This is a genomic window from Gilliamella sp. G0441 (genome assembly GCF_050589305.1).
Lineage (GTDB): Bacteria > Pseudomonadota > Gammaproteobacteria > Enterobacterales > Orbaceae > Gilliamella.
The window spans coordinates 202,374-217,753 of sequence record NZ_JBNRJF010000001.1 but is presented as its reverse complement, the minus strand read 5'-3'; the positions used below and the strand labels follow the sequence as shown (position 1 = coordinate 217,753).

The 15,380-nt window shown below is 35.4% G+C and carries 11 protein-coding genes; 1 reads left to right on the top strand and 10 read right to left on the bottom strand.

Annotated elements, in window-relative coordinates; genetic code table 11:
* The first annotated feature begins 248 nt into the window (after window positions 1-248).
* Entirely contained in the window at window positions 249-1,700 is a 1,452-nt protein-coding gene (locus ACKJXD_RS00935) for a hypothetical protein (RefSeq protein ID WP_430875274.1), read from the top strand.
* Window positions 1,701-1,932: 232 nt separating this feature from the next.
* Here the strand turns inward: ACKJXD_RS00935 and ACKJXD_RS00930 are convergent, their stop codons facing one another.
* From ACKJXD_RS00930 to ACKJXD_RS00885, 10 genes are all read right to left on the bottom strand, one after another.
* A complete protein-coding gene (locus tag ACKJXD_RS00930; protein ID WP_220215355.1) occupies window positions 1,933-2,802 on the bottom strand; it encodes a YjjW family glycine radical enzyme activase in 870 nt (289 codons plus the stop codon).
* A complete protein-coding gene (locus tag ACKJXD_RS00925) occupies window positions 2,777-4,324 on the bottom strand; it encodes a YjjI family glycine radical enzyme (RefSeq protein ID WP_430875273.1) in 1,548 nt (515 codons plus the stop codon). The genes ACKJXD_RS00930 and ACKJXD_RS00925 overlap by 26 nt, the downstream gene beginning before the upstream one ends.
* A gap of 55 nt (window positions 4,325-4,379) precedes the next feature.
* Window positions 4,380-6,065 (bottom strand): bifunctional UDP-sugar hydrolase/5'-nucleotidase UshA, encoded by a 1,686-nt coding sequence (gene ushA, locus ACKJXD_RS00920; protein WP_430875272.1) that lies wholly within the window; start codon window positions 6,063-6,065, stop codon window positions 4,380-4,382.
* Window positions 6,066-6,094: 29 nt separating this feature from the next.
* Window positions 6,095-7,396: a pyrimidine-nucleoside phosphorylase gene (locus ACKJXD_RS00915; RefSeq protein ID WP_430875271.1), complete on the bottom strand. Its 1,302-nt coding sequence runs from the start codon at window positions 7,394-7,396 to the stop codon at window positions 6,095-6,097.
* A gap of 170 nt (window positions 7,397-7,566) precedes the next feature.
* Complete coding sequence (locus tag ACKJXD_RS00910; RefSeq protein ID WP_220215351.1) at window positions 7,567-7,962, bottom strand: cytidine deaminase; 396 nt, start codon at window positions 7,960-7,962, stop codon at window positions 7,567-7,569.
* Window positions 7,963-7,993: 31 nt separating this feature from the next.
* The gene (locus tag ACKJXD_RS00905; RefSeq protein ID WP_430875270.1) at window positions 7,994-9,967 is read right to left on the bottom strand and encodes a bifunctional 2',3'-cyclic-nucleotide 2'-phosphodiesterase/3'-nucleotidase; all 1,974 of its coding nucleotides are present in this window, start codon (window positions 9,965-9,967) and stop codon (window positions 7,994-7,996) included.
* Between the two features lie 28 nt (window positions 9,968-9,995).
* Window positions 9,996-11,165, bottom strand: coding sequence for an adenosine deaminase (gene add / locus ACKJXD_RS00900; RefSeq protein WP_430875269.1), 1,170 nt, complete (start codon window positions 11,163-11,165; stop codon window positions 9,996-9,998).
* 334 nt (window positions 11,166-11,499) lie between these two features.
* On the bottom strand, window positions 11,500-12,765 hold the full coding sequence (locus ACKJXD_RS00895; protein ID WP_220215348.1) for a nucleoside permease: 1,266 nt from the start codon (window positions 12,763-12,765) through the stop codon (window positions 11,500-11,502).
* Between the two features lie 217 nt (window positions 12,766-12,982).
* Window positions 12,983-13,699 carry a purine-nucleoside phosphorylase gene (deoD, locus tag ACKJXD_RS00890; RefSeq protein ID WP_294829058.1) on the bottom strand — a complete coding sequence of 239 codons (717 nt, stop codon included), beginning with the start codon at window positions 13,697-13,699 and terminating at the stop codon, window positions 12,983-12,985.
* A gap of 41 nt (window positions 13,700-13,740) precedes the next feature.
* Window positions 13,741-14,970 (bottom strand): phosphopentomutase, encoded by a 1,230-nt coding sequence (locus ACKJXD_RS00885; protein WP_220215346.1) that lies wholly within the window; start codon window positions 14,968-14,970, stop codon window positions 13,741-13,743.
* Between the last annotated feature and the right edge of the window lie 410 nt (window positions 14,971-15,380).

Below are 15,380 nucleotides of genomic sequence, written 5' to 3'. Positions count from 1 at the left end.
GGTATTGGAATATTGCACTTTTTTTAAAACGAAATGATCCGTTGTTGCCAAGTTATCAACAAAATTTGCCTTTAAATGGATACAATTTAACAACTTCTAATGGTTATGATTGCTTGTAATTTTTTTATAAATTGAAAATGTAACCGGTAACATTTTTATCGAATTTTGATAAATTTGTCGTTCACTAAAACTTCAAATCAATAACTTTGTTTCAACTTATAGACAAGCTTATGGGTAGAGGAATTAGCATGAATAGTGATATGTTTGTTTCCAAAAAACTTTATCTGATGCAATTAATATTGAATATTGCCGTTGTTGCTTTTTTTGGGCTTTTTTGTCACATCGCTTTAGCTGGATTATCAGTTTCTGCTATTACAGCGCAATATATTCACGGTAATCCACCTGAAATTCTAGAAACCGCTGACACAAAAGTTTTAAACGGAATTCAAGTCAAATTAAATATTGATGGTCTTGATCCAGCGATAATTTCGCCGGGTAATAGCGATAAGATTTCTGTTGCTTACAATACGTCTCCTAGTCTTTATTCATTTGATGTCGATACTTCAAGCTTGAATGATAGTGATATCAATGATGTGGATGGAGATAAATTGGCTACTAACGGTAGTTTTATCATTCAATCGATTAATGCTGAATGGCGAGACCAGAACAATAATATTATTCCTTCTAACTCTACTTCATTTTTGGGTCGTGATGTGTGTAACTCATCTACTGCTAATGCAAAATCATCGGTAAAAGTGACGATTCAATTTATTGCTAAAACTCAGTACGGTGAGCCTAGTACTTCAGAACCAAGAGAAGTATCAAAAACATTTGAAGTAAGTGCTGATGACGGTATCTGTTTTATCAGACCCGGTATACTGGCTTTGATTACTCACAATGGTTGGGATGAAGGTGGGAACTATGCGCCTTATGGTGCTGATACAATAGATGTTAATCCTTCTTATAACAGTGATCAATTTACTATTCATCAAGGCTTTAAGGCCACTGCAAAAGATCAAAATGGTAATTATTTCCCAACTTATGCTTTTCCGGAAGCTCGTTTCAGAATTGTACCGGTCAATCCAATATCTGATTATAGTTATACCTTGGTCAAAAATCCAAATAATTCATTAGTTAATACTGCACGTGATTCAAACGCTGATTCTAAAAGTGAATTTAAATTTACTGACAATGTACCTGGTCAAGGTGATAAATTTGTCATATTAGTGACCAATAATAGAACGCTAGCACAGTTTTATTATACTTTTTCTATAAAACATTGGTTATATTTCTTAAATAACCTTCCGGGTAATTGGCAAAATTCAAATAGATTATGTCAAAACAATAATGATAGATTGCCAACACGAGCTGAGATTACAAACTCGTCTTTAGCTTACACTCCAACCACTAATGATAACTATTATGTAAAAGATAATGGGTACAAAAGAGCAATTGGTGAAGGATTAACGCCAGAATGGGGTAAAGTCTACTTCTATGCACCTTTAGATATTATTGGTCGAGATATGTTAGATGGTTTGTCAAATTTGAAAAATTTCATCTATTATGATTTCTATTTCACCAGTGAACAATCATCAGTGAAAGATATATATGGAAATAATCGATACTACAGTGTAGGGATTGTAGAAGGTAACGTTATTGTTGAACCAGATATAGCATATACCTTATGTGTTAAATATTAGAAAATATATAAAATTATCTGCTTTTTCAAAAAGCGCAGTTAAAGTGATAAGATAATATCTTTAAATTTAATTTTGGGTTTCCACTAAATGAGCAGATTTAAAAACCTGCTCATTTTTATTGTAAAAATTTTACAATAATAAAGATGTTGGTCGATATCTCAATCTTTTTAATTAGCTCGTCATCGTCCTGATATTTTTGGCTATTTTCACATTAATCAAAACTATTTAATTATCATGATAAGTAAACAGTGGGCAAAATAATATTTTTCAGCCCAAATTGCTTTAACTCAGTAGCAAAATTTTCGACATGTTGTTTTGATGCTGGTTCCCATGTTTTAGCTATTCCTTGTACACCATGGTGGTGAAATGCATTGATTCTCACTCTGATACTCGGATCCAACGCCAATAAAAAGTGCGCGATTTGTTCTGCCTTATTTTGAAGATCTGTATGAGTTGGGATGATCAAAAATCTGACTTCGTGTAATTTTTGGATCTTTGAAAGATATTCTATTGTTTTTATGACTCGATGATTATCTCTGCCGGTTAACTTTTTATGAACTTGGGTATCCCAAGCTTTAAGATCAATCATCGCACCATCCATGACATTCACTACTTTTTGCCACCCCGTTTGGGATAAATAACCATTGCTATCAATAAAACAGGTTAAATGTTTTAAGTCATCGGCATGTTTAATGGCATGAAACAGTTTTTCAATAAAAGGTAATTGAATGGTCGCTTCCCCTCCACTGAGCGTAATACCATTTAAAAAGGGTAGGTATTTGCGAATGATGTTTAGTATATCTTCAACACTATATCGGAAAGTCATTGGCGTTGAGTGATATTGGCAAGTCTGAAGGCAAGTATCACATTGCTGGCAAGCTGATGTTTGCCAGATAACTTGATGATGGCTGAATGTTAATGCCTGATGTGGGCATGTGGCAACACAATCACCACAATCCTGACATAGTGATATGGTATACGGATTGTGGCAATTTAAGCATTTAAAATTACAGCCTTGTAAAAATATAACTAATCGATTTCCAGGCCCATCAACGCAAGAAAAGGGTAAAAGTTTATTAACGATTGCCCATGACTTGTTCATGACTGATCACTCGTGGAGTACGGCATAAGTAGCTATTATTAATGGTATCTTGTGCGGCTTCACTTCCTAAAAATGTGGTATTAATCCGTGAGCCTTCTTCTTTATATTTTTTGATATCTGATAATCTCACCATATAGCCTGTTACTCGCACCAGATCATTACCACTAATATTGGCGGTAAACTCTCGGAAACCAAATTTAAATGCCGCTTTACAAATTTGCAGTAAAGCAGAAGGATTATTTTTAATGGTTTCATCAATCGTTAAAATATCACTAATGCCTGATGTGTAATAATGGTGATGTTTAAACAGTGCCATAATATGGGTAACGGGATCCGGTTCGTGGCCATAAGGGATCCGTAAGCCAGGGGTGGTACCTCTATCCGTGCTGATGCCAGATTGAGCATGTAACATTGCTTTACCTTGCCAAGCATGGTTAATTTTATGATGATCAATAAAGTCGGCTAATTGTTTAGAAATGGTGGTAGCTAGTTCATTAGCATCTTCATCGACACCATAGCGACCCGTTAAGTTAGATTTTTCTTGTAGAATATTAATCGCTTCTGCCATGGCGTAAATACCAAACATAGGTGCAAATCGGTTGGCATCAATTAATCCTTCTTTTACTAAAAAACTATTTTGAAAGAAGTTTGACTTTTCGTATAAAAAAGCTGAACGGGCTTTGATTAAATTTAATTGCAATTGGCAATAATAGGGTAGCGTGTTTTGCAGAAAATCATCAATATGTTGACTGCGCTTTGCCACTTCTTTTAAGTTAATTCTTGATAGAGTACTGCCACCGCCAGCGATAGGTAAGGAGTTATAACAGCTGACAACGCCATAGCCTTTTTCATCAAAATCTTTTTGAATCATCATATTATTGGCGATGTGGGGTTTTGCTGTTTCGCAAATATTGCCAATTGCAACGGATAATAAGGCTTCTGGTGTGATGTTTTCATCATAGATAAAGGTTAAATTCGGTGCAACTTGTTTAAGTTCTTTATCCACACGTAAAATTAGACGACAGATAACATTATCAGTTGGACCAATGTTGGCATGCATAAAAGCATCAGGTAAATTACGATCTAACATTATCCAAAAATGTTTTAATCGTTGATAAAGTTCATCTTCAGTGAGATGCCCAACATAAGGTAACAATATTTGATCTAAACAACCCAGATAGACAGGCATGCCGGTAACGGATGGTACATGATGATAAGCAATAGTTAGCATATTTATTGCATCATCAAACGTTTTGGCGGGTTCGAGTTCTAACCACTCAGAGCCTTGCTTTAGAAATTTAGCATAATCAGGAAGCACATATCGAGGCTTATAAGGCGCATGACCTTCAAACATATCACAAAGGATATTTTCGTCTAACGCTTTCTTTGTTTCATTATCAAGTTCAACATAAGGCAAATTATTTTCTGCCGCTAATGCCAATAAGTTGGCTTTCTGTTTTGGTGATAAATTAGGGTCGGTGACGATTTGATAACAACTGCTTTGAAACTCTGTCATGTGCATATTAACCTCGATACTAAAAAGCAAATTTATTCAATTAAAATGGTAAACCTAATGATTATTTTTCGATAATCATCCGTATTGGTTCATAATCAGCAGCATTAATTGGCGAATGTGTCTCAAAAAACTGTTTTATAACATCCGCATCACGATAACCTGTATTCACATAAGTAGGTAATAGATTCATTATCGGATAGCCATCACCTCCTGTCGCTAGAAAATCCAGTGTTGCTATTCGATAATTTTTTTGTAACTCGATAGGCTGATTATTAATTTTTATATTACTAATTTTTTCTCCCTTTTGGGTGAAAGTAATATTTCTTAAATGAGCAAATCCTCCCGACCCCGCATTCTTGCTCATTGCGACTTTAAGATATTCAATTAACTCACTACCCGTTATATCAAAGTAAACAACACTATTGCCAAAAGGCTCTACCTTTAAAATATCACGATAAGTAATGTCTCCTTCAATAAGCGACTCTCGGATCATTCCACCCGACATTACTCCGATGTCAGCCCCTGTTTTTTCGATAAAAGCACTGAGTAATAATTGTCCTAAATTACTTTGCTGATATCGGACAATATGGCGATCGCCTTCAAGTCGACCGACTAATTCGCCGCTTTTAATTGACAGTTTTTTTCTGCCTTGTTCTTGATATGGTTGCAATATCTGCAATAGTTGTGGATCTTGAGGGATCTCAGTGGTATAAAACTCAAGACGTTTAGTGTCGTTGCCATTATCCACTTCTTTTTTAAGGTTAATAGGAATTAATTGATAATTTTTAAGTGTCAATTTTCCATTTAGAAATTCAAAATCTGCTCGACCTACATATTTTCCCCATTCGTGAGCCTGTACTATCCAAGTCCCATTTTGTTGATCAGGTGCGCAAGGTGTACCGGGAACATATTCAGTGACTCGTTTATTTGCACTTGCCATACAAACGGGATTTTGAGAATGTCCGCCTACAATCATATTCAATTCGCCCGATTTTAAGCCTCGGGCTAATTCTACATCCCCCGGTGCCATTGAACCATGTTCGCCATTTTCGTAGTGTCCCATATGGGTCACGGCGATAATCATATCTGGGTGTTCGTTTTGTTGAATTTGAGCAATCACTTTTTGTGCTTCGGGTAATGTTTGGCGAAACTCAACACCTCGCGTATTCATTGGTGAAGCGAGATGAATGGTATCATCAGTGGTAAGACCAAAAACGGCAACTCGGACACCATTTAAGTCAAACATTTTATAGGCATCAAAGACACGATTATCCGTGCCTTTGAAGTAAGTATTAGCAGACAAAAAAGGAAAATGTGCCAATTGTTGTTGTTCACGAATGATTGATAACGGATGATCAAATTCATGATTACCAACAGCCATAGCATCATAGCCTATTTCGTTCATGCCGATAAAATCCGGTTTAGCTTGAAGTACATCAGATTCAGGCACACCCGTATTAATATCACCACCTGACAAAAGTAATAATGTTCCACCTTTGGCGGTAACTTCTTTTCTGATATCATCTACCACAGTTTTTTGAGCGGCAAGCCCATATTCACCAATTTCATTTTGCCAAAAACGACCATGATGATCGTTCGTATGTAAAATGGTGAATTGGTAGGATTGATTCTCTTTCCAAGAATGGGCTATTGGCTGTTGCGTGATAGCATCTGCTATTGAATTGGCCGAAAATAGACCCAAAGCAAGGACTAGTGATAGTTTTTTAGTTATAGTTAAACAATACATGGTGTCTCCTAATTCCTTACAGACAATCACTACTCCGTAATGACTTTATAAATCAATGTTGGCTCGTGCGCATTATCACTAATGGTAATATTGTCATAAAGTTTTTGTTTGATAGCATCCAGTTTATCTGTGCTCGCATGAATAGTTAACAATGCTTCTCCTTGCTGAACTTTATCACCAACCTTTTTATGTAATACAATACCTACAGCAGGGTCAATGACATCCTCTTTGGTTGCTCGACCTGCACCAAGTTGCATAGCTATAATACCAATTTGATCGGCAACAATCCGAGAAACGTAACCTGATTTGAGTGCTGGTAGAGCAATTTGATAGGGGGCACTTGCTAATTTTTCAGGATGATCAACAACAGTGCTATCACCACCTTGAGCTTCAATTAACGTTTTAAATTTTTCAATTGCTTTGCCATTGTTAATGGCTTCCTGAAGTTTTATGCGTGCTTCGTCAAGTGTTTTAGCTTTATCGGCTAATACCACCATTTGACTACCTAAAGTTAGCACTAATTCCGTTAAATCTGCGGGGCCTTGACCTTTTAAGGTATCTATAGCTTCTTTTACTTCTAATGCATTACCGATAGCATAACCAAGTGGTTGTGACATATCAGAAATTATCGCCATTGTTCTTCGTCCAATTTGATTACCAATTTTGACCATTTCGTTAGCTAATTTTTCTGAATCAGCCATCTCTCGCATCAGTGCGCCATCACCCGTTTTTACATCTAAAACAATTGCATCGGCACCAGCGGCTAATTTTTTGCTCATAATTGAGCTAGCAATAAGTGGAATTGAATTGACAGTACCGGTTACATCACGAAGTGAATAGAGTTTTTTATCAGCAGGCGTTAAATTACCCGATTGTCCAATAACTGACACACCTTTTTGATTAACTTGATCAATAAATTCTTGTTTACCTAATTCTATTTTAAATCCAGGAATTGACTCAAATTTATCGTTGGTACCACCGGTATAACCAAGTCCTCTTCCGGACATTTTAGCAACAGGCACACCAACGGCTGCCACTAATGGAGCTAGCACAAGGGTAGTGGTGTCTCCAACGCCTCCAGTTGAATGTTTATCAACTTTGATACCTTGAATTGAAGAGAGATCGACTGTATCACCTGAATACATCATAGCAGTGGTCAAATCTGCACACTCTTTTGATGTCATGCCTTGATAATAAATAGCCATTAATAATGCACTAACTTGATAATCAGGAATAGTACCATTGGTATAATTAGTAATAAAAAATTGGATTTCTTCAGTAGTTAGTGGGTTACCATCACGCTTTTTTTCAATAATATCTACAAATCTCATTAATATTTCTCTCTTAATGTCAATAAATTAGGTTAGAATCTATATCTATTTATCTAATGTTAAACTCTTTTTATAAGTCAGAGTGTTTGCTTATAAATTGTATATTTTAATATGCTTTAATGTTGTTATTTTTACTCATTTTTAGTGATAATTTTAACTAAAAAATTTATCTAATCTAAATCACTTGGTGAAAATGACCAAGGTAATAATTCGCCAACGGTGGTTTCTTGTATTTTCCCTTGCATATTTGTCAAAATTACAGGCATATTTTTATCACAAAACTCACTTATTACTTGGCGACAGGCGCCACAAGGTGAAATTGGGCCATCAGTATCCCCAATGACAACTAATTTTTTAAATTTACGTTTGCCTTCTGAAACTGCTTTGAAAATAGCCGTTCGTTCAGCACAGTTAGCCAATCCGTACGATGCATTTTCAATATTACAACCTAAAATCGCTTCGTCATCTTCAGTAATTAATACCGCACCGACTTTGAATTTTGAATAAGGTACATAAGCTTTAGAGCGTGCTGTTTTAGCTAGTTCAATGAGTTTTTCAATTTTCATTAAGATAGTCCTGTGGTTTTACCTTTTTCGATTAATTTATTGTGTTTACATTAATTGGTGATTGTAAGTCCAGACGATAGACACCAAATCCCAACTCATCTTTATCAAGATAACTTATTGGATATAAGGAATCTTTTTGAATAACCATTTTTGCTTCATCCGTTGGAGACGATTCAAATCGAATATCTAATTTGGTTTTACTGGTTATTGGTGCAATTTGCCAATTATTATCGACAGCCACCTTCACCTCCCCATTTTTATGGGTAGTATTAGTGATATAAGCCGATAAAATTACTCTTAAATCATCTGGTGAATTAAATTTCACATTTTTGCTTCCTGTACCTGGAAAAGCACCAGTATAAGCACGATAATTATTTGTTGCTATCAAGAAAGTTTGGGTTGGATCGATCGGCTTTTGTTGGTAGGTTAGATTTTTGATTCGTTCAGAATTAGCATTGATTAGTTGGCAATTGCCATCGTATCGGGCAGGTTGAGTAATATCAATTTGGTAATTTACGCCATCAATCGTATCGAAATTATACGTTCTGAAATGATCCCAATCTATTAAGTACTGCGGTGTCGTGACTTTCGTATCAATTTGATTATATACCCCTGCCGAACATTCAAGCCACTCTTTAACCTCTTTGCCTGTAACTTGGACGACTGATAATAGGTTAGGGTATAAGTAGATATCCGCTGCATTTCTAAATGTAAGATTGCCTTTTTTTACATCAACAAAAGCAGTCGGATCGTTTTTTCTACCGCCAACCTTGAAAGGAGCAATAGCCGATAAAACTGGTAAACCATCAAGATCTGGGTCACCTTGAATAAACTGTTTTACATACGCAATTTGTGCATCACTAATAATTTGTAATGCCGTGGTATCTTGAACTAAAGCCAAATAACTGGTGATATCACTATCAATTTTCCCAATCGGTTTTCCGACAAATTCACGTGTGCCTTGGTGATCTTCTTTCAGTACGTGAGTAATATGTTGATCGGCATCAACCAGTGCTTTTTTGGTTTTCACGTCATAAATTGGGCGAGCTTGAGATTTACCTGAAGTCACTTGCCAATTTGAATTGTCACCATTTAGGACTAAATCAACAACGCCCAAATGGCTTCCCCATTGTCCGGGCATAACGGCAGGCACATGATTTATATTGCCGGTTTCAATATTAGTATTAGGTAATGATTTAAAATCGTCGCTTGGAAACACGCCATGTGAATGACCAAACATAATAGCATTGATACCCTCTACTTGACTTAAATAGTATACCGAGTTTTCGGCAAGTGCTTTATAAGGTTCTGAAGAAACGCCCGAATGGGGAATAGCGATAACGATATTAGCCCCTTCTTTTTTCATTTGCGGGACTAACTGTTTGGCTGTTTCTGTGATGTCTTTAACTTCGACTTTCCCATCCAAATTTAATTTATCCCATTGCATAATTTGAGGTGGAACAAATCCTATATAACCAATTTTAATAGTGTGTTGATTACCTTCTCGATCAATAACCGGCGTATCGACAATAATATATTGTTTAAAAAAGGGTTGCCCAGTTTTTGCATTATAGACATTGGCATTAATGTAAGGAAATTTGGCACCAGCAAGACTTTTTTGCAAGAAGTCTAAACCAAAATTAAATTCGTGATTACCGATGTTACCAACGGTATAATTTAACGTATTCATGGCTTTATAGACTGGATGGATTTCGCCATTTTTAAGTCCTTTATTCACCGCATAATCAGCCATAGGGCTACCTTGAATCAAATCGCCATTATCAACCAGAACACTGTTTTTGACTTCATTACGAGCTTGATGTATTAAATTGGCGGTTTTAGCTAATCCAAATGTATCGATTGATTGATCTTTAAAATAATCAAAATTCATCATGTTGCCATGTAGATCAGTTGTTTCAATTATCCTTAAATCTACTGTTGCTGCATGAAGCGTTCCAGAAATCAATAGGGTTAAAAGGGGTAAAGTGAGTTTATTTTTTATCATATGAATCTCCTATTTATTTCCGGTAATGCTATTTTTTCATCCGTTTTAATAATAAATGTTGGTAATGAACAAATCGTTCAATAATGGCTGGGTGATATTTGCTTTCATTAATTGCTGTCTGTAATGCTAGTTGATCATCGGCTGTAAAACAGGACAGCACATAATCCGTTAAGCGTACTTTTTGCAAATCTTCAACAAACGCTGCATCAATTCCACACAGTGTGATATCAAACAATTCTAATCGGGTAAAGTGAAAGATAGATTGGGCTAAATCATATTCTTTTTCTATGTCAGTGCCAAAAATTCCTGCATCATCAGTATTTAAGGTGATTCGTACACCTTGATCATAAAGCTGTCTTACTGGGTGATGATGAATATCTCCATGTAATTCATTGACTAAAATGCGGTTACTGGTTAACGCAACTTCTAATGTTATGTTGCGACGAACTAATTCATTGATTAAGTCCTGATCTTCAATCGCTCGAATGCCATGCCCAATTCTATCTGCGCCATGTTTGAGGGCTTGAATAATGCTTGCTGCGGATTCTATTTCGCCAGCATGATAAGATTTTTTTAAATTGAGTTTATTGGCTAATTGGTGTGACGCTTGAAAATCATCGAAGTGACCCGCTTTTTCATTACCGGCAATATTAAAACCGGTAATAAAAGGATGAGGATTTTTTTCAATAAATAATAGGGTATCATGTACCGTTTTCGCACCTAGATGTCTGACACCAATCACATGATATCTTACCGTGATATTATATTCTTTTTGTACATCAGCTATGGCTGCATCCATTTGCTGTAAGGTTTGGTGAAATCGCTCTTCATCCCAAAAAATTTCACCCTGTTTTTCTGTTGTGCAAATGTGATAAGGAGAAAGAAAGAGTTCGCAATAGATTAGCCCTTGTTTGGCATTTCGATAAAGGAAATCATAGGTGATGAGGTAATAATCTTCGGGAGTTTTTACAAAATTGGATACGGTATCATAGGTTTGAATAAACTGAACAAAATCAGTTTCATCATAGCGATATCGTCCATTTTTGTATTCGTTAGTATCATATTCACCTGGCTGATAACATAACGAATGGGGAAAGGGAATATGATTTTTATCTGCTAATTTTTTAGCCATGAAGGGGGTAATACTACCTTCGACATGTTCATGTAATATAACTTTAGGAAGAGTTTGTTTATTCATGAGATAGTTATCTATTTTTAATCTGCTTTTTTGTCTCACATTCAGTCATGTTTAACACTCGCAATGAAATTTAATTGGCTTCTTAGTTTTACCAATTGTATTTTTGTATTTTACCTTGATAAGGTATCCTTTTTCCATACATTTTGTGTGACTTATTTTTTCTGAGCGATATCGTTATTATTCTTGATAATTTAATAACAGTTAAACCCATCTTATTATCATTAAATACAATGATTTTATTGTATGTTTTAAAGTCAATATTTTGGATATGTTTTGTACCAGAAGAGTAATCATCATTATTCTTCTGGTATTGAATTATACTTATTACTAATGGTTAATTAGCGGCATCAGCAGTTTTATATTCATTCGTGTCATTTTTAAATATCACCATAAAAATGACAGCCAGAACCAGCGCATAACCAGCAAAAATAAGCCAAACAGTATGCCAATCGACAAATTTTTCATCTGCCACAACGGTTGTATAACGATCCACGATAAATCCACTCATGAATGTACCTAAAGATGCCCCAATTCCATTGGTCATCACCATAAACAATCCTTGAGCACTGTTACGTATTGTTTTATTGACTGATTTCTCAACATACATTGAGCCAGATATGTTATAAAAATCAAAAGCGCAACCATAAACAATCATCGATAGCAACAATAATACAAATCCAATATTTGATGGATTGCCATAAGCGAATAATCCGAAACGCGCAACCCATGCTAAAATACTGATTAACATGACATATTTAATTCCTAAACGCTTCATGAAAAATGGAACAAATAAGATAAATACGACTTCAGAAATCTGAGAAATTGAAAGTAATACAGAAGGATACTGGACGGTTAAACTATCAGCATATTCTGGTATTTTATCAAAGCTATGTAAAAACGGATTACCAAATGTATTGGTTATTTGTAAAATCCCACCTAACAATACAGCAAATAGGAAAAAGATAACCATTCTAGGTTGTTTGAATAATACAAAAGCATCTAATCCTAAAGAACTGATAAGTGATTTTTCTTTAGATTCATTTTGGCAGGTCGGTATAAATGGCAATCTTGATGAGACTAAACATAAAACGATTGATCCCCCAGCTGCAATGTAAAGTTGAATATTACTTAATTCTAACTTCAAAAAGCTGACTAACCACATTGCAATAATAAAACCGATTGTGCCAAAGATTCTTATCCCTGGAAAGTGAGCTATCACGTCTAATCCTTTTGATTCTAAGCAAGAATAAGCAATCGAATTTGATATTGCGATAGTTGGCATAAATGCTAAACAGTGAATCAGCATGACAATTGCCATCATCACCGGTGAGCTAATTGATGCCGCCACAAATAAAGTTACCGCACCGATAAAATGACAAATAATATATAACCGGTTTGCTGGTATCCAACGGTCAGCGACAATACCTAACAAACTTGGCATAAATAATGATGCTATCCCCATTGATCCATATACAGAAGCTATTTCAAGACCAGTAAAATTTAATTGCCTTTCCAAATAAGAACTCAATGTTATTAACCAGCATCCCCAGATGAAAAATTGCATAAAAAATATAACTTTTAGTTGTAACTTAGTATTCATTTAGATTCCTTATTTAATGCTAACTTTTTCATAACGTATTACCCAAAAATATAATTAAAAACTTATTGAAACAATTATTCGTTATATAACATTAATGTGAAGTATCAATAGATATTATTATCGAATCATTTTAATTAAACCGCTGTGTTAAATGACGATATAATCTGTTTTTAGATACTTTTCATTACTTAAAAAAAATGGCAGTCATTCTGCCATTTTAGTTTTGATTTAATAAAACCGATTCTAACGCAACGGTAATCATTTCTTTAAAACCAAGTTGACGCTGTTCAGCCGTCATGGCTTCGCCTTTACGTATATGATCTGATACCGTACAAATAGCTAATGCTTTTGCGCCGTACTCAGCGGCAACCCCATAAATACCTGCTGCTTCCATTTCAACACCTAAAATATTGTATTTTTCCATTACATCAAACAGTTCGGGTTCAACGCTATAAAAAAGGTCGGCTGAAAATAAGTTACCCACTTTGACATTGACACCTAAATTTTTAGCTGCATTTACCGCATGGCAAGTTAGATCGAAATCGGCAATAGCTGCAAAATCATGATCTTTAAAACGAATACGATTGACTTTAGAATCCGTGCAAGCACCCATACCAATAATCACATCGCCGATGTTAACATTTGGGCTAATTGCACCACATGAACCAACACGAATGATATTTTTTACACCGTAAAATTTTATTAATTCGGTTGTATAAATAGAACAAGATGGAATGCCCATTCCATGCCCCATAACAGAAACTTTTTGACCTTTATAATAGCCAGTAAAACCTAACATCGCTCTTACATTGGTCACTTCTTGTGCATTTTCTAAAAAGGTTTCTGCAATAAATTTTGCTCGTAATGGATCGCCTGGCATTAAGACAGTTTCTGCAAAAGCATTTTCAATTGCGTTAATGTGTGGGGTAGACATTAATTTCTCCTGAAAGTTTTTGAAAAATAAATTTCTGTTACCTATTTTTTGATAAAAGATTGCCCATATTCCATTGGTGATAAATCAAAATAATCGGCAACGCTTTGACCGATATCAGCAAAGGTTTTACGGTGCCCTAAGGAACCAACGGGAACACTATCACCGTAAACGATGACTGGAATATGTTCTCGGGTATGATCTGTGCCAGCCCAAGTTGGATCGCATCCATGATCAGCACTGATAATCAGTAGATCACCCGGTTCGATAAGATCTAACATTTCGGGTAAGCGAGAATCAAAATATTCCAGCGCAGCAGCGTAACCGGCAACATCACGTCGATGACCATAAGACGAGTCAAAATCGACAAAGTTAGTAAACACAATTGTATTATCTTTGGCTTGTTTTATCTCTTCAATTGATGCATTGAAAAGGGCTTCGATGCCGGTTGCTTTAACTTTCTTAGTAATACCAACATGTGCATAAATATCAGCAATTTTACCGATTGACACGACAGTGCCTTGTTTTTCATCAACCAGTTTTTTTATCATGGTTGGAGCCGGTGGTTCAACGGCTAAATCGTGGCGGTTACCGGTACGGACAAATTCCCCCGCTTTTTTACCGATAAATGGTCTGGCAATCACACGCCCAATGTTATAATTACCTTTATTGAGTTCATCACGCGCGATTTCGCAGATTTCATATAATCTCTCTAAACCGAACGTTTCTTCATGACACGCTATCTGAAAAACTGAGTCGGCTGAAGTATAAAATATTGGTTTGCCACTTGTCATATGTTCTTCACCTAGCTCATCAAGAATTATGGTTCCTGATGAATGGCAGTTACCTAAATAACCAGATAGGTTGGCGCGCTTTACAATTTTATCTAATAATTCTTGAGGAAAACTATTGGTGGTGTTGGAAAAATATCCCCAATCAAAAAGTACAGGAACACCAGCTATTTCCCAATGACCTGATGGCGTATCTTTACCCGAAGAAATTTCACTAGCATAGCCATAAGAACCGATTATTTCACCTTCTGTGCGCATTCCTTTAGGGTAATAACCCGCCGATTCGTAGGCTGCTTCGATTAAGCCTAGCTTAGCTAAATTAGGTAATTTTAATGGACCTTGGCGTCCTTTATCGGCTTGACCTAATGCACAGGCTTCGGCAATATGACCTAATGTATTCGATCCTTCATCTCCATATTTTTTTGCATCTTCGGCTCCACCAATTCCAAAGGAATCGAGGATCATAATAAAAACTCTTTTCATAATTTCCTCTAAATCTCAAATATCACTAAGTTTGCAACTATGTTATTGAATAACCATTGCTAATATTGTGATCTAGCACACATTTATTTACGCAATTAAAACCAATTGTGTAACAATAGTACTTTTTAAACTATTAAAACTATTTTTTGTGCCTTTTATAATAAAAGGTTTTCAGGTTAGTTATAATACATGATAAAAAAAAACAGAAAAGATTTAAGCATCGTTTTAGCTGATTATTTGATTAATATTAACGGATTTTGAAAAAATATTATGACATTATTGGTTAATAGCGCTTATAAATAATGTATTGTTAAGCTATTTGCAGAAAATTACTGTTGAAGAAATTAAATGATAAATTTAATTATGATGAATTAAATCTAATTTGCGTTATGTTAAGATGAACTATTTTG